The sequence below is a fragment of the Denitrificimonas caeni genome (genome assembly GCF_905120345.1).
Taxonomy (GTDB): domain Bacteria; phylum Pseudomonadota; class Gammaproteobacteria; order Pseudomonadales; family Pseudomonadaceae; genus Denitrificimonas; species Denitrificimonas caeni_A.
In genome coordinates this window covers 1-16,597 of record NZ_CAJHOA010000011.1, presented here as the reverse complement: position 1 = coordinate 16,597, position 16,597 = coordinate 1, and the positions used below count along the sequence as shown (strand labels likewise).

The 16,597-nt window shown below is 50.9% G+C and carries 9 protein-coding genes; 4 read left to right on the top strand and 5 right to left on the bottom strand.

Features of this window, described 5'->3' with window-relative positions; genetic code table 11:
• Positions 1 to 256: 256 nt before the first annotated feature.
• The 5 genes from JYJ62_RS15225 to JYJ62_RS15205 all read right to left on the bottom strand — a co-directional run bounded on the left by JYJ62_RS15225 (position 257) and on the right by JYJ62_RS15205 (position 10,478).
• The gene (locus JYJ62_RS15225; RefSeq protein WP_205343094.1) at positions 257 to 3,937 is read right to left on the bottom strand and encodes a translocation/assembly module TamB domain-containing protein; all 3,681 of its coding nucleotides are present in this window, start codon (positions 3,935 to 3,937) and stop codon (positions 257 to 259) included.
• Positions 3,934 to 5,673, bottom strand: coding sequence for an autotransporter assembly complex protein TamA (locus JYJ62_RS15220; RefSeq protein WP_205343093.1), 1,740 nt, complete (start codon positions 5,671 to 5,673; stop codon positions 3,934 to 3,936). Before JYJ62_RS15220 ends, JYJ62_RS15225 begins: the two co-directional genes overlap by 4 nt.
• A gap of 59 nt (positions 5,674 to 5,732) precedes the next feature.
• Entirely contained in the window at positions 5,733 to 7,298 is a 1,566-nt protein-coding gene (locus JYJ62_RS15215; RefSeq protein ID WP_205343092.1) for a sensor domain-containing diguanylate cyclase, read from the bottom strand.
• A 253-nt stretch (positions 7,299 to 7,551) separates the two neighbouring features.
• On the bottom strand, positions 7,552 to 9,135 hold the full coding sequence (locus tag JYJ62_RS15210) for a sensor domain-containing diguanylate cyclase (protein WP_205343091.1): 1,584 nt from the start codon (positions 9,133 to 9,135) through the stop codon (positions 7,552 to 7,554).
• Positions 9,136 to 9,512: 377 nt separating this feature from the next.
• Complete coding sequence (locus JYJ62_RS15205) at positions 9,513 to 10,478, bottom strand: hypothetical protein (RefSeq protein ID WP_205343090.1); 966 nt, start codon at positions 10,476 to 10,478, stop codon at positions 9,513 to 9,515.
• A gap of 463 nt (positions 10,479 to 10,941) precedes the next feature.
• Here JYJ62_RS15205 and JYJ62_RS15200 point away from each other — a divergent pair, with 463 nt between their 5' ends.
• From JYJ62_RS15200 to xthA, 4 genes are all read left to right on the top strand, one after another.
• On the top strand, positions 10,942 to 13,515 hold the full coding sequence (locus JYJ62_RS15200; protein ID WP_205343089.1) for a flagellin hook IN motif-containing protein: 2,574 nt from the start codon (positions 10,942 to 10,944) through the stop codon (positions 13,513 to 13,515).
• Between the two features lie 72 nt (positions 13,516 to 13,587).
• A complete protein-coding gene (locus JYJ62_RS15195) occupies positions 13,588 to 13,950 on the top strand; it encodes a flagellar protein FlaG (RefSeq protein ID WP_205343088.1) in 363 nt (120 codons plus the stop codon).
• A gap of 150 nt (positions 13,951 to 14,100) precedes the next feature.
• Entirely contained in the window at positions 14,101 to 15,555 is a 1,455-nt protein-coding gene (fliD, locus tag JYJ62_RS15190) for a flagellar filament capping protein FliD (RefSeq protein WP_205343087.1), read from the top strand.
• A gap of 162 nt (positions 15,556 to 15,717) precedes the next feature.
• Positions 15,718 to 16,542, top strand: a complete 825-nt coding sequence (gene xthA / locus JYJ62_RS15185; RefSeq protein ID WP_205343086.1) for an exodeoxyribonuclease III — start codon at positions 15,718 to 15,720, stop codon at positions 16,540 to 16,542.
• Positions 16,543 to 16,597 lie beyond the last annotated feature (55 nt).

Sequence of the window (16,597 nt, the reverse complement as noted above, 5' to 3'; positions counted from 1 at the left end):
AACACTTAAGTGACTCTTTTATTAAAATTTAATAAAACATCGTGCGATGTGAGAAATAAACCAGCTACAGGCCGCCGCGCCAGCATTTCTCAAAGAGATGGAGCATCAAGAAGGGGGTAAAACTAGAACGCAGACTACACATTGAACCACTTTTGGGTGACTTCGATGCACATAGTGTAGCACAAAAGCCCTGCCTCTCCTAATTTAAAGCGTGACACGCTGCGTTTAACCAGCCCCAAACAGTGGTTCAATTCGTTTAAAAGTTACGTTTATAGAACAAATCCAATGAGTTAGCTAAACCGCTCGCCGCTTCTAAATAAAGCCGTTTACTCAGCTCATAGCGCAGTGCCAAAGTACTGGCGGGTTCAAAGACACCGACACCGTAACGCAAACTGATACGTTCACTGATGCGCCCACTGGCTACCACGCTTGAGGTGACACCACTGCCCTCACTTTCCAATAAGAAGTCCTGCACACCAAAAACATCAGCCAGTTTATTGGTGATCGGTGCAGTGCCCATTAAACCTAAAGCCAAAGCAGCTTGCGCCATCACGTTGCCGTCATCACCGCCACCTTGTAGTGGTCGACCCAACAGCAGCCAAGATAACGCTTGCTCTTGGCTCATCGCCGGCGTAGAGAATATCTCACTGCGTGGCTGCATCGCTGACCCGGTTAAACGCAAACCCGCAGTGACATCGCCAGTGACTCGTACAGCTTCAATATCCAGAAATGGTTGACTTAAAGGGCCGGCAAACAGCAAGCGCGCGCGGCGTAATTCTAAACGTTGGCCGTAGGCGCGATAACGACCTTTAAGCAATTCGAGTGTGCCGCGCCCAGCGAGGTTATCGCCCACTCGTAAATTGCCACGTAACTCAGCCGTTAAACCAAAGCCTTCGAAACGCAAACGCTCGGCCCCCACATTCAAGGTGATATCCATCCCGACTTGCAGACCCGCCTCAGGCTCTGCTTGCCCCAGCACTCGCGCATCTGAGGAGACGCGCACCGCTTGTTCAGGCAACTGCGGAATAGTAATTAATCCTTTCGGTACCGCCACTTCACCGCTAATAAACAGACGCTGTTGTTTTAGACTGATATGCAAATCAGGCGCAATCTCGATATTGGCATATGGCTCAACCTGCAGTGGTAATTGCTGACCTTTAATATCGATATCAACCAACAGTTGCTGCGCCCACTGCACACTGCCCTTAATACTGCCGGTGCCGTCATCACCACTGCGCCAGCCACCGTTCAGTTGCAACTGTTCGCCGTTAATATCAGCGCGCAGTTGCAGTTGCTCAAAAGACACCGGTAATTCACCACCACTTAAGTGGCCATCACGCACTTGCACAAAGCCTGTCACGTGCGGCGCGAATAGATTCCCGGCCAAGGTTCCGCGGCCTTCGAGCACCCCTTTGACAGTCTCCACCTGAGCAATAAAGGGTCGTAATGCCGACAAATCAACGTCTTTAATGAGGAAATTGCCACGCAAGTCTTTGTTGGTTGATTGCGGATCAATCTCAGCCACCAGCTCTAACTGGCCACTGTCGACACCCTGTAATTTTAGGGTCGATAGAATGGTTTTCTCAGTCAAGTCGCTATTAAGCTTGAGCGTCTGCCACGCAAAGGTTTGCCACTCTTCGTTATTTTTAACCCGCAGCTGTCCCTGTCCAGCATCCAAATAAATCTTGCCTTGTGGCCCCTTGGCCAACAGCTCCACTTTAAAATCACCATTGATCTGCCCGCTAATCTGCGCATCGTCTGGCAGCCAAGGTTGTAATGTTGCCAAGGGGAAATTCAATAAGTGATAATCAATTTTCGTCTGCGGCAGTAAACGCTGCTCGCCGGCACAGAGGCTGGAAGGCCCACTTTTTAAACAGTGCGCGGCAACGGTTAATTCACCGGTTTTGCGATAGTGAACCGCGGTAGCTTTCTGCAACGCCCAGTTTTGCTCATGACTGCTTAATAGCAGGGTCTGCACTTGCCCTAACCAATCACCGTCTTGCAGTGCGCCACTGAGTTTGACTTGTGTGTCCAGTAAGGGCCCTGTGAGTGACAGCTGAGCACTGTGCGCCGCGACTGAACCTTGAGCATCAAGGTGCAAGGCACCCAACTCAGTCTCACCGCTCCAAAGACGTTCAGCAGCAAAGCTGAGCTGCGCTTGCTGCGCGGCTAATAATTCACCATGCAAGGTCAGTTGGCCCACCCGATGACCTTGATAGGCAATACCACTGCCCTGCAACTGCAGCAGCGCCAACGGCTCAGTCAGGCTACCTGAGAGCTTAAGCTCAGCACTGGCTTTACCGGCTAAGCCCGGCCAGAGCTGCACCAGACGCGGCAAGTCAATCTGTAGCTGCGCCGCCAAGGCTTGATCCAGCTGCGCCGTGCCATAAATACGGTTATCACCTAAACGGACATCCGCTGTTTTTAATTGCCAAACAGGCTCACTGTTCGGTTGCTGTGTACCTTGTAGATCCACCTGCAACTGCGTTAACGATCCGCGTAATTTGCCCTTTAAGTCAGCGGTCGCCGCCACTTGTAGCTGTCCTTCACGCAACTGGCCTTGACTGTGAATCGTACCGGCCAATTCACCAGGCATCTCTTGCAACCAATACGCTGGATTAAGCTGGCTGACTTGAATATCCGCTAACCAATCAACCCCCTCAGCAAAACCGACGCTGGCCGTCCCGAATAAACGCCCTTGCCCAGCCTCAATCACTAACTCACTTAACTCGACCTGCTGATGATTACCAGAAAATACAGTCGCCAAGCTAAAGTCACCGGCCGGCCCACTTAAGTCGCCATTGAGCAGGCCTTGATAGTCACCTGCGACATAACTGACCTGCCCATTCGCCGTCTGCAATTGCACCGGGATATCGTCTTGCGCGAGTAAGCTGTGCCACGGAAAATGTTGCCATTGCAACTCTGCGTCAGCTTTTAACTTATCTTGCCAATCGACTGCGCCCTGCACCGCAACAAACACCTCGTCACTGGCACTTAAGCGTAAAGCATTTAATTTGACGCCCGTGGTTTTCAGCAAGGCCGCCAGTTTTAGCTGCATCTGTTCAGGGGTATTGGGCAATACACCACGTCCAGTCACTTGATAGCCGCTATCCATATCGCCCTGCAGCTCAATGGCTAGATCAGCCAGCGTTAAGCTGTCTGGCAGATCAGGTGTTGCTTTAAAGTGAGCAATCTTGACTGAGAGCTTGGCCGGTAGATTAGCCTGCAACGCCTGCAACTGCCCCTTTAGCGTTGCACCAAGATAGCCTTCGGTTACCGCATCGATATTAAGCGACTGCAAGCTGCCGCTCAGTTGTGCTTGCACCTTGAGCACTGGCGCATCAGGCATGGGAACCTGCGCACTCAACTCTAACTGTACGGGCCAGTCGTCTTGCGGGGTAATCTTGCCCTTAAGCTGTAGCTGGTAGTCTTGGTAGTGAAGGCCCAGTCCCGAGATATACAGACCATCGCCCAACCAGCGCGCACTTAAGCCGGCATTGGTCAGTAATGATTCACCATTCAGAATAAACTCATCAACCTGCAACCGCTCAATTTCGATGTTCAAAGGTAGCTGTAAGCTTGGCAGTTCTATTCTTGGCTGTGGCTCAGTGGGCGTCGTTGTTTCTGGCAGATTCAGCTCAATGCGAGCCGCCTCTAGTTGATCTAAACAAAGCGTACTGCGCAGCAAGCAACTGGGGCGCAATTGCATCTGTACATCAGTCAGCTGCACGGATACATCATCTTGCTGCCAGTGCAGTTGCTCAGCTCGCCAATCGGTCAACAACGCGCCCTGTAAACCCTCAACCGTTAAACCTGGGACCTGATTAAGCAACCAACGACTGCCGGTCTGCGTGGCCAGTACACTCAGGGTGATACCCAGCAATAATAGGATAAGAAACAGAACACTCAGGACAATGCCGAGACTGATGCGCTTCATAGCTCTGGCCCCATCGAGAAGTGAATACGCCAGCCTTTGTCTTCATCAAAAGCACGCGCTAAATCAAGCCGCAACGGCCCCACCGGCGAGACCCAGCGCAGACCAAAACCGGCACCCGTTTTCATTTTATCGCTGAGCGAGTTAAAGGCATTACCCTGATCGACAAAGGCCGCGACGCGCCAACGCTCAGCCACGCTGTATTGATATTCGACACTGCCGGCAAACATATAGCGGCCACCGACGCGATTGCCTTGGCGATCACGCGGTGACAAGGTTTGATAATCATAGCCACGCACGCTTTGGTCACCACCCGCAAAGAAACGCAGCGATGGCGGCACTTGCGCATACTCATTGGTGCCAATCGCTCCGATTTGCGCGCGACCTAAAAAGCGGTGTTTATGCGCCAAGGTCAGCAGCCCACGGCTTAACGCGGTGACATGCAGCACATCCGCATCCGCCAGCAAATCCTGTTTAGCGCCACGCACAGCCCACTGCAAACGGTAGCCCTGACTCGGGTCGAGCGGCGAGTCGCTGCGCAGCACCGAATAATCAATACCCGGCATTAAAAAACTGCTACGGCCATCTTTAGCGCCACGACCAAAATTATAGGTTTCTTGCTCCCAGCGTAGCGACACCACGCGCAGCCATTCGCTCGGCAGACGCGCATGCCATTGCACCGCTAAATTAATCAAGCGACTGTCAGCATCAACCAATTCTTCACGCTGATAACCGCTGCTAAAGCGCACATAATCAGTCAGCGGTGCCGACAAAGGTACTTGGTACCACGCCGAGACGTTTTGTCGTGGCTGGGATATTTCACTGTCAAAACCCAACTTGTGACCATGACTGTTAACCCGGTGCCGCTCCCAACCAAAACGCCCACGCGGACCAACGTCAGTCGAAAAGCCCAAACCGAGGCTCAGCGTGCGCGGCTTAATCGCCACTAAACTAACCTCAACAGGAATATCAAGAGGGCCATCAGCGCTACCGACCGCATCCACCCGCACTTCATCAAAATAACCGCTGGACTGTAGATTCTGGCTGAGCTTCGCCACTAGCGCAGAGTTATAGGGCGTGCCTGGGGTAAAAGGCAGTAAACGCTGCAGGAGTTTCTGATCAATTTTGGCATCTTCAGAAAACTGTACCGCACCCAAGCGATAACGCGGGCCACTGTCAAACAGCAAGGTGATATCCGCCGTACCGATTTGTGGATCAATCAGTAACTCATGCTGGGTAAACTCTGCAGCAAAAAAACCAAAGCGTAATGCTTGATTTTGCAGCATGCTTTTCACATCGTCATAGGCGCTATGATCTAAACGAGCACCGACTTTTAAGCGTTTGTCTTCAGGAATAGCAAAAGCCGGCAACTGCGCCGCTTCACCCTGCACCTGAATAGTAACCGTGCGCAAACGTACCGCATCACCACGTTCCACCAGCACTTGCATGACCGGCTCAGCATCCTCAGTAATGCGCACCACAATCTGCGTCTGGTAATACCCCAACGCTTCACTGGCCAAACGTGCGCGCTGCAATACCGTACGTTTAACTGCCGCAAGAGACGTCGCATCGCCTTCGGCCAGTTGATCTATATAGGCTTCGATGTTTTTTTTCAGCGCCGTATGCTTGGGCGTAACCTGAACATCGAGGCGCCCTTTGGCATACACCGAGCAAGGTATTAAGATCAACAGCAGGGCAACACAATAGATTGATGCGATACGTTTTATCTCAATACTCATAACAACTCAGTCAATACTTGGGGTTAAATTCTGCCACTGATAAGGGCTGTTCTTCATTCTTACTCGCATAGGATGTCACTGTTACGGACTTGATTACGTCCGGCACCTTTCGCCGCATACAGTGCCAAATCAGCATTTTTCATCACATCAGCAATACTGGCCTGACCACAAGGCCAACTGGCCACCCCGAACGACAAGGTAATTGGCTCACCAATGTGCGGACAAATATCGCCTTCAATACGTTGACGCAAACGCTCGGCAATTTTATACGCCACATCTTTGTCGATATTAGGCAGTAACATCAAAAACTCTTCACCGCCGACACGACATACTAAGTCATCGGGACGAGAAAACTCATGCATTTCTGCGGAAAAAAACTTTAACACCTCATCGCCGACATCATGACCGAATTTATCATTAATCAATTTAAAGTGATCAATATCACCCATAATCACTGAAAAAGGCTGGCGCGCCTTCTCCCATGCATCCAAGGTGAGCTGCATGCCTCGGCGATTAATCAAGCCCGTTAGCGGGTCGGTAATATTTTCTAAATTCAGCTTACCCATCTTTTTGTTTAAGCCAACCAAGCCTCTTAACATCGCGCGCTTGAGTTGTGATGCTTCAAAATACCAAACAGAAATTTTAGAAATCTGTGCATTGGCATCGTCCCCATCTAAAGACTCAGCACTGCGTGCCAACTGCCAGAGCGGTTTTGAAATCCAGCGTGAGACCACCCAGACCATCAGTACAATCAGCAGAAAAAACGGAAAACTGTACTGAGCCACTGCCAACATTTGCTGATCCATGCCAGCCAAGGTCGCTTTTAACGAGCGCTGAGTGACCACCCCCCATCCCGCACTCGGCACCGGCGCATAACCGGCCAGCATTTCAACCCCCTTAGAGTTAATCAACTGCTGACTGCCGGCCTGCTGTGCAACCACCTGTTTGATCACAGGATTACCAGCCACCACTTCACCCACCCGTGATGAATCTTGGTGATAAATCAAATGTGAGTCTTGATCAACCACGTAGATATAGGATTCATCGGCATGGTAATGCTGGCCTAGCAATGCATATAAAATACTTTTTTCATGCAAATAAATAGTTCCACCAATAAATCCTAAATAGGTGCCTTGCGCGTCAATGATCGGCTGTGTAATAAAAACCAAAAGACGATTAGTCGCCGAAATATAAGGTTTACTGATCAACGGCACTCGCTCTTTTAAAGCTTGCACAGCGCCTAAACTTTGCATTGCCATCCCCATCAAAGAAGAGTTGTTTGGGGTGATGGTTAAAACAATACCCACTTCATCAGTAATCAGCACTGAGTTAAAACTATTGGTTTGCTGCTTTAAGCGCTCAACAATACGATCAAGGTGATCATAGTTGTCTTTATCGATTAACACATCTTGTGCAGCAAAGGCCAATTGCTGCTGTGCAGCCAATAAAAAACTATTCACACTGTCAGCCATTTTCGAGGCATAAGCACTATTGGCCTCGAGTGTCTGCACAATTAATAAGGCCCGCTGAGTTTTATGGCTGGTATAAAAGGTATTGGCTAAAACCAACACAGCCGTCGACACGCTGAGCAGCAAAATCAATTGCCGTAAATTCAATTTACGCATTTAAAGTTATCTTCCGTAATCCATGTCCAACGCTCCACTCAAAAGTTTGCAACTCAATCGCTCATTTCAAATAAGGTGCACAAGCAAAACAATGTGCTGAATCATTTGCTAGTTGAGTAGTGGATGCCTATCGGCCTATAAGAGTTCAAACTCGATCAGGTACAACTTAATCACACTGATGATACGTGATTTGTGCTCTAAGGTTGATTTATCTAGACAAAAAGCGACTAGCAAGTCACGGCGATCTAGCAGTCTAGATGACTGGCAACACTGACGCAGCAGCGCCAGCACTGATCCGAACTTGATTACGCCCGGCATTTTTCGCCGCATACAGGGCTAAATCGACATGCTTCATCACCTCAGCAATACGCTCTGGCCCGCCGGACCAACTCGCGACGCCAAAAGACAAAGTAACAGGCTCGCCCACACTGGCGCAGATATCGTCAGCGATACGCTTGCGCAACCGCTCAGCAATCTTATAGGCCAGATTCTGCTCGATATTGGGCAACAACATCATAAATTCTTCGCCACCCACACGGCAGACGAGATCGCTAGGTCGTGAAGACGCCTGCAGATGTTTCGCAAAAAACTGTAAAACCTGATCGCCAATAGCATGGCCATATTTATCATTGATCCGTTTAAAGTGATCAATATCACCCATAACCACAGAAAAAGGCTGCCGTGCTGCCTCCCACTCATCCAGAGTCATCTGCATACCACGGCGATTAATCAATCCCGTTAGCGGATCGGTAATGTTTTCTACGTTAAGTTTACCTATCTTTTTATTCAGGCCAGCCAAGCCTCTGAGCATGGCTCGCTTGAGCTGCGCGGCCTCAAAATACCAATCTGCGACATTGGCAACTTGTGCACTGACATCAGGTGCATCTAGCGATTCAGCACTGCGCGCCAGCTGCCAGAGTGGTTTTGAAATCCAGCGCGATAGCAGCCAAACCGCCAAGACAATCAGTAAAAAAAACGGGAAACTATGCTTGGCAACCGCCCACATCTGCGCATCCATGCCTGCCAAGCTGGCGTTTAAGCTACGCTGCGTAACAACGCCCCATCCGGCACGGGTCACCGGCGCATAACCGGCCAACATTGCAACTCCGTCACTGCTCGTCACTGGCTGATGGCCTGCATGCTGGGCAACAACCCTCTCAACCACCGGATTCCCGACAAGCACCTCGCCGACCCGAGACAGCTCTTGGTGATAGATGACGCGTGCGTCTTGATCAACAGCGTAGATATAGGAATCATCCAGATGGTAATGCTGACTTAACAGCGCATAGAGAATACTTTCTTCTTCTAGATAAATAGATCCGCCGACAAAGCCTAAATAGGCGCCCTGCGCATCAAACACAGGATGACTTAATAACACCACTAAACGATCAGTCACGGAAATATAGGGTTTACTAATTAACGGCGTCTGCTCTTTGAGTGCTTGCGCAGCACCTGGATTGTGCAATTTCTTACCCAAGAAATGCTGTGCAGGCCGCGTAATTGCCAAGGCAGTGCTGTCTGCAGCTAAAATCAACACTGAACTAAAACTGTTGGTTTGCTGTTTTAAACGCTCGACAATGTGCTGCAGCTGCTGCGGGTTGCCCTGGGCTAACAACACATCCTCTGCGGCAAAAGCCAACTGTTGCTGTGCCGCTATTAGAAAATCGTCGACACTTCCAGCAATTTTCGCGGCATAGGCATGATTCGCCTCAAGCGTCTGCTCAATTAATAAGGCCCGCTGCGTTTTATGGCTGGTATAAAAAGTATTGGCCAAAACCAACACAGCCGTCGACACACTGAGCAGCAAAATTAATTGTTGTAAATTTAATGTACGCATTTAAAGTCGACTTCCGTAGATCATGTGCTGCTCTATACTAATAACTCTTCATATACAGCCGAACAGCGGCGTCCTTAGTCGCTTAGTACCTAACGTTGACAACCCAGCTCATCACTAAAATATCAAAAGGCCACTATAGTGTGACACTTTTTCCATATTTACCAGCATGGCCGATTAATAAAACAGTTGCGAAATAATAAAGATGAAAAATACGCTAAGCGTATCTTTAATATGGAATGTATTTATCAGGCGAAAACTCGCGCGTGGCTAGCGGTTGTGTGGTTATGTCATTATTTTTATAGGTAACAGATATCATCAAGCCTGCTTGTCCAGCCACAAGACAAGCAGTGCTTTTTGAATGCGCTGGAAAAATCCTGCTATGGCTCAAACACGGCCTCAAGAGTGTCGGCGAACAGAACGCGCTCGGTCCATAAGTCCAGCTCAGCTTGATTGCCTTGGTTTAGGCGAGCTTGATAGTCATCGCTCAGGTCACCAAACTTAAGCTGCAACTGTTTACATAACGTGGCGGCACGCCCTCGGTTAATGCCCTGCTCTATTCCTTGCTCAAGGCCCAGTTTGATCCCTTTGCGTTCAATCAGTGAGATATATGGCATTTGGGTATCCTCCTCAACTTGCTCAATGAGTTCATTGTAGTATGTGCTGATGTCTTCGGGTAAATAAACCATCCACTCGAGAAAAACGATCAACCGGCGGATTAATTCACGGTCGAGGTCCTTTTTGATCACTAGGCGATAAAAACCAACAAGGTTATCAGCGCGGGTCTTACTGTCTTTGACCAGTTTGGCGGTCAGTTGTGCGGCGATCAATAAGCCAAAGGGATTTTTATCGTGCAGCAGTTCGTCCATTCGCTCACGCCAATCGAGTAACTTCACCATGGCAAAATCAAAACGGACGCTGCAACTCGCCATTGCATCGGCGTAATGATCGGGACGAAAACTGGCTCGTGTATCAGTGAGCACCGCCAAGCTGATCACCGGTTTTTGATAGCGGTCGCGAATACGGTAATAGTAGATAAACATTCGTTCTGCAAACCCTGCTTCTGGCTCGCCTTGCACCTCGACATGGATCAAAATCCATTTTTCCACCCCCGTTAAAAACTGTACCTTGACCAGCTTGTCAGCATAGCGCCGCGAGTTTTTCGCTTTGCGGGTGATTTTCTGCAATTCTTTATCAAGAAACTCAACCGGCTGCTGCCAATCAATCTGCGCAGCGATTTCAGTATATAAAAAACCCATAAAAGGTCGAAAAAACACTTCCAGTGCGTCTTTCCAAGGGCTGTCATGGTCTTCTTGGTTTTGACTCGGCACATCCGTGTGAGACATAGCAACCTCCGTGTTGCCGTATTGTTACGGTTTGTCGCGTGTTCTTGACTCAGTGTAGACGCTGAAATAAAAAATGCTCGATTGCCGAGTCGTTATATTAAAGCTGGCACATGGGGTTTTATATCCAGCAGACCATTATAAATGAGCGAGCCCGATAGCTTCAGCGCTGAAGCCGCTTCACTGCTCGGTTTGTTGCATCGCCGGCATTCATAAACAGCAAGCAGCCACGATAATCATTTCACGCTAAAGATTTGCAAAGTCCGACCGATAACCTTTGTAACAGCGGCAGGCGTTTTCTTACCTGTCAAGGCGCAGGGAAAAGTTTTTGAAAAAAGATTAAAGCTCTTCGCAACAGCGCCGATATAAGGATTGAATGCAAACATTGTGGATGTTTGAGTGGTTAGGCACACAAGTTGCTTGCAAACTCGGGCAAACATTATTTTAGAAAATTGGAGAACTACCCATGGCTTTAACAGTAAATACTAACGTTGCTTCCCTGAACGCACAGCGCACCTTGGGTGGTTCTACCAATGCACTGTCGACCTCGCTTGAGCGTTTAGCTTCAGGTTCAAAAATCAACAGCGCCAAAGATGACGCGGCTGGCCTGCAGATCTCTAACCGCTTAACCAACCAGATCAATGGTTTGACTGTTGCAGTGAAAAACGCTAACAACGGTGTGTCGATTGCACAGACCGCTGAAGGCGCAATGCAAGAATCCACCAACATCATGCAACGTATGCGTGACTTGGCGCTGACAGCATCCAACGGCTCGAACAGTGCCTCTGAGCGCACAGCGCTGCAAGAAGAATTTACTGCCCTGTCCGGTGAACTGACGCGTATCGCTGATACCACGTCGTTTGGTGGTCAGAAATTACTGAACGGCAGCATGAGCAACACCAGCTTCCAGGTTGGTTCGAATGCCAATGAGACGGTATCTTTTGGTTTGAGCAATGTGAGTGCATCGGCACTCAAAGGCAGCTTCAGCTCGGCCAAAGCCAGTGGCGTAGAAAGCACAATGACCGCGTCGGTGACTAGTGCGGCCATCGGCTCTTCTACTGGCGGCACCTCGGGCGAGCCGGTGAGTGTTACAGGGGCAGTCTTCAGTGATATTACTGTACCAGCCGGCGGCCAATCGCTGAATATCAATGGTGTTGATATTGACTTCACAGCAGCAGCTACCGTCACTTTGGCCGATGCCGTTACTGAAATTAACAAAGCTACTGCTGACACCGGCGTCACAGCAAGCGAAGACAACGGCAAGCTAAAACTAACCTCCGCTGAAAACTTCCAAGTGAGCGGTGGTAAAGACTTTGGAATCAGTGGCGATAAAGCCGGTAACTATGTGGCAGTTACTGGTCGAGCCAGTGTGACGGCAGCGGAGCAATTTACAGGTGGGATTACTGCAACGTCAGCAGACAAGCTGATAATCAACGCTGAAGGTTACACCGCAACTACTGTGACATTGCAGGCCGGTGATGACCTCGATGCGGTGGTGACTCGCATAAATGATAAAAGCACTGATTCTGGTGTCACCGCTAGTAACGTTGATGGCAAGCTGAAGTTGGAAGCCAAGGGCGACATTACCATCGCTGCAGCTACAACTAGTAATGCAAATACCGTGCTGGGCCTCCCTGCGGCGGCTTCCACTATTGAAGCAAGCGTACTTGGCCAGGCAAAAGTGACTGGCTCGGCTACCACCTTCACCTCGCCTGCATCGAATAGCTCAATCAGCCTGAACGGCACCAACATCTCAGTTTTAACAGGCGACACAGCTGCCGATATTGCCGCTCGTATTAAAAGCGCTGACATTGGCATAACTGCTGATGCCTCTAGCGGGGCGCTGGTACTCACATCCAACTCGAAAATCACCATCGGCGGCGAGACCGCTGGTTTAACCGCTCTTGGCCTAGACAAAGGCACGACTCAAGTTGCGACGGGCAATGCTGAAACTGTAGTTATTGCAGCTGTGGCTACCGGCAAATTTTCGATCAACGGCAAGGAAATCAGTACTGTTGCTGGCGAGTCGAATCAGTCGTTGGTTGACAAGATCAACGCTTCTGGATCAGGTGTAACTGCAGAGTTGCTTAACGACACCGCTAAGACCATCAAACTCTCCTCTGCCAATGGCTTCAGCGTTGAAGGTGACAATACTGGTCTTGCAGTGATCGGCATGGCCGACACCGGTGGCGCTGTGAGTGTCAAAGGGACTACGACAGAAAATAGTGGTCAGATTAGCGCTAACGCGTCCATCCGCTTGAATGGCCAAACCATAGACTTGCAAGCCGACTCAGACTTGGACGATATTGCCGCGAAGATCAACCAGAGCAGTGAAGACACCAAGGTTACTGCAGAAGTCAAAAATGGCCGTTTACAGCTGAGCTCAACTGATGGTGCGGCAATCAAACTGGAAAACGAAACCGCAGGATCGCTGAAAATGCTGGGCCTGACGGCTGGTAACACCGCAGCCAAGCTGCAAGAGTCTACCTCGATCAACCTGAACGGCACCGACATCAAACTGGCTGCCGGCAGCAATATGGATGCAGTTGCAACTGCGATCAACACTGCCAGCACCGGCGTCAGCGCCAGTGTCAACAGCCAAGGCACGCTAGAGTTATTCTCCGGCAATGAGTCCTTCACGGTGGCGGACGGCGCTGCTGGTACAGGTCTAGCATCTCTGGGTCTGACCAATGCGGCTGGCACACACAGCGGTGTGGTAGTTGAATCCTCAGTCAGCAACCTCGACATCACCACTGCTGAAGGCGCACAACAAGCGATTTCTGTACTGGACGGTGCCATGCAACAGGTTGACAGCGAGCGCTCCAAGCTCGGTGCGGTGCAAAATCGCTTTGAGTCGACCATCAGCAACTTGCAAAACGTAGCGGAGAACGCTTCTGCTTCACGCGGTCGTATCATGGATACTGACTACGCCGCTGAGTCTGCTAACCTGGCGAAAAACCAGATCATGCAGCAAGCCGGTACAGCGATGTTGGCGCAAGCCAATCAGTTGCCACAAGCGGTTCTTAGCCTGCTCGGCTAAGTTTAGTGGGTGCTTGAACAGCGGGGGAAGGGATTGCCCTTCCCCCGTTTTCGTCTATATGGAGGACACGCCATGGACATAAGCAGTCTCAACAGCCGCCTAGAGCCTAACAGCACGGCAGCCAGCCCTAACACTAATGAGCCCGTTACGGCTAAAGATCCCAATCTGAGCCGCGCCGCGCACAATCAAGACAGCGCCGATAGCGCCACAGAGCGTGAACAGCTGCAGGTGGCGGTCGCTGATCTACAAGAGTATGCACAAAGCGCACAGCGCAACCTCGAATTCAAATTGGATGATGACAGTCAACGTATGATAGTCACCGTCACAGAAGCCAGCAGTGGCAAGCTGATTCGGCAAATGCCGTCAGCAGAAGCATTACGTTTATCAGAAAACCTAGAAGAGATTCGCAGTGTCTTGTTTAGTGGTAAAGTATAAGCCTGCGCAGACCGCGCGCAGCAGTACACTAGCGACGAGTAAGATAGCGGGACAGGATGACTAGAGGTTGGCATGTAATCTGCTTAAATCACCTCACATCTTCATTTTCGACTAGCGACGCGTCAATAAACGGTCGCAGAGGGTAAGGTTATGGCAATTAGTGGGATCGGTTCCGGTATGGATATCAACGGCATGGTCAAGGCGCTGGTCGGTGCAGAAAGCGCACCGAAAACCGCGCAACTTGATCGCCTCGAAAAAGCCTCCACCAGCAAGGTCTCGGCGCTTGGCCAGTTCCGTAGTGCGCTCTCGACCTTCCAAACCGCGCTGGGCAAACTGAATGACCCTGCCCTCTTTGAAAAACGCAGCGCCACCAGCAGCGCAGCCGACACTGTCAGCATCAGCGCCGACGCCAAGGCCGCCGCCGGCAATTATAGCGTGCAAGTGTTCAATCTCGCCCAGACTAGCAAAGTGGCGTTAGCGGGTTATGACAACAGCAGCGATGCGCTGGGCAGCGGCACACTCAGCATCAAGGTCGGCGACGAAGCGCTGGACATTGAGCTGAGCAATGCCAGCCTGACCGATGTGCGCGATGCGATTAACGCCGCCGGCAAAGACAGCGGCCTCAGCGCCACTATCGTCAGCGACCCCAATGGTGAGGGCGGTGCGCGCTTGGTGCTGAGTTCAAGCCAGTCGGGCAGCGATCATGACATCAGCGTCGCGCTGTCGGGTGACAACCTTGGCGAGTTGGATCGCTTGGCGTTTACCCCGCCGTCGGCAGCGGATGCTAATTTTGAGCCGACACCTGCTGGTACAGATCCGCGTGAGGCGCGGGTGATCAGCTATTCACGCGATGCCAATCTGGCCATTGATGGCATTCGTCTGAGCAGCGCCAGCAATACCATCGAGGATGCGATTGAAGGGGTGACCCTCACCTTGAAAAGCGCGCAGTCGGCGGAAGCCTTGGACAAAGCGGAAACCATCAAGCTCGGCGTCAACGAAGACAAAGGTGGCGTGCGCAAATCCATCACTGAGTTTGTCGATGCCTATAACGCCATGCTCGAAAGTGTCAATAAGCTGACTAGCGTGACGCCGGTGGGTGGCGACAACTCAGAACCCCTAGCCGCCGCGTTAGTCGGTGACTCCTCGGTGCGCGCGTTTATGAGTGCGATACGCGGTGAGATGAGTTCATCCAGCAGCAACGAAGGCGTTCGTATGCTCTCCGATCTGGGCATCAGCACCCAACGCGACGGCACCTTGGCGGTCGACAACACTAAGTTAAATAAAGCTTTGGACAACAACTTTGACCAAGTCAATAGCCTGTTCACTGGCAAAGACGGTTTGATGGCGCGCATGGACAGCAAAGTCAGCCCTTACACCGATAAAGGCGGGGTACTCGACAGTCGCACCAAAGCCCTGCAAAACACCATCACCACGGTCGATGAGCAGCGCGAAAGCCATGCCGCGCGGATCAGTAAATTAGAATCGCGCTTATTCGCGCAATTTAACGCAATGGATATGCTGGTCTCGAACATGAACAGCACCAGCTCCTTCCTCACCGCCCAGCTCGACAGCCTACCGGGCGTGGTCAAGCAAAATAAGCGCTAATACAGGCGCACAACAGCGAGGCGCGCCAATGACTGGCGTGCCGGCATGCGCTACCTCACGCGTATGCCGCGTAATAGCGGCATACATTCTCGCCGCTTGAGGGCTTACGGTTAGCGCCTGAGTGTTTTAGACTGGTGCTATCCAGTTTAAACGAAGGTTCTTATGAAACTCATTTCTTTTAATATCAACGGCCTACGCGCCCGTCCCCACCAACTCTCGGCGCTGATTAACAGCCATCAGCCGGATGTGATTGGCTTGCAAGAAATCAAAGTGCATGACTCAGAGTTCCCTGAGCAAATGGTCCGTGACTTAGGCTACGAGGTCTATTACCACGGACAGAAAGGCCACTACGGTGTCGCCCTGCTCTCGCGTTTACCGGCTTTAGAGATTCAGAAAGGTTTTCCTGAAGATGAGGAAGACGCTCAACGCCGTTTTATCTACGGAGTCTTTGCTGACCGCAATGGCACGCCGATCACGGTGATGAATGGCTACTTCCCGCAAGGAGAGAACATCAATCACCCCACCAAGTTTCCCGGCAAAGAGAAGTTCTATGCTGATTTACAGAACCTGCTGGAAACACGCTTTAGCCCCGAAGAGGCCTTGGTGGTGATGGGTGATATTAATATTTCCCCAGAAGACAGTGATATCGGCATTGGTGAGGCGAATGCCAAGCGCTGGTTAAAATCAGGCAAGTGCAGCTTCCAACCGCAAGAGCGGGCGTGGTTGCAGACGCTCAAAGACTGGGGGTTGGAGGACAGTTTCCGTGTCTTGCACCCAAACGTAAATGACCGTTTTAGCTGGTTTGATTACCGCAGCCGCGGCTTTGAAGACACGCCAAAACGTGGTCTGCGCATTGATGTGATTATGACCACAGCGGTACTGCGCTCGCGCTTGCTCAATGCCGGGATTGATTACGAATTACGCAGTATGGAAAAACCCTCCGACCATGCGCCGATCTGGCTAGAGATGAACTACCCACCACTTTAGAAGTGGGGGTTTCCTAGGTAATGCACTGACTTGATGGGGTGCGCTGCACCCCATC

What these genes read in the sequence shown, in the direction of transcription:
- JYJ62_RS15215 (WP_205343092.1), bottom strand. Translation starts at nt 7,298, where the DNA reads ATGCGTAAATTGAATTTACGGCAATTGATTTTGCTGCTCAGCGTGTCG.
- JYJ62_RS15195 (WP_205343088.1), top strand. Translation starts at nt 13,588, where the DNA reads ATGGACATAAGCAGTCTCAACAGCCGCCTAGAGCCTAACAGCACGGCA.
- JYJ62_RS15225 (WP_205343094.1), bottom strand. Translation starts at nt 3,937, where the DNA reads ATGAAGCGCATCAGTCTCGGCATTGTCCTGAGTGTTCTGTTTCTTATC.
- JYJ62_RS15205 (WP_205343090.1), bottom strand. Translation starts at nt 10,478, where the DNA reads ATGTCTCACACGGATGTGCCGAGTCAAAACCAAGAAGACCATGACAGC.
- JYJ62_RS15220 (WP_205343093.1), bottom strand. Translation starts at nt 5,673, where the DNA reads ATGAGTATTGAGATAAAACGTATCGCATCAATCTATTGTGTTGCCCTG.
- fliD (WP_205343087.1), top strand. Translation starts at nt 14,101, where the DNA reads ATGGCAATTAGTGGGATCGGTTCCGGTATGGATATCAACGGCATGGTC.
- JYJ62_RS15200 (WP_205343089.1), top strand. Translation starts at nt 10,942, where the DNA reads ATGGCTTTAACAGTAAATACTAACGTTGCTTCCCTGAACGCACAGCGC.
- xthA (WP_205343086.1), top strand. Translation starts at nt 15,718, where the DNA reads ATGAAACTCATTTCTTTTAATATCAACGGCCTACGCGCCCGTCCCCAC.
- JYJ62_RS15210 (WP_205343091.1), bottom strand. Translation starts at nt 9,135, where the DNA reads ATGCGTACATTAAATTTACAACAATTAATTTTGCTGCTCAGTGTGTCG.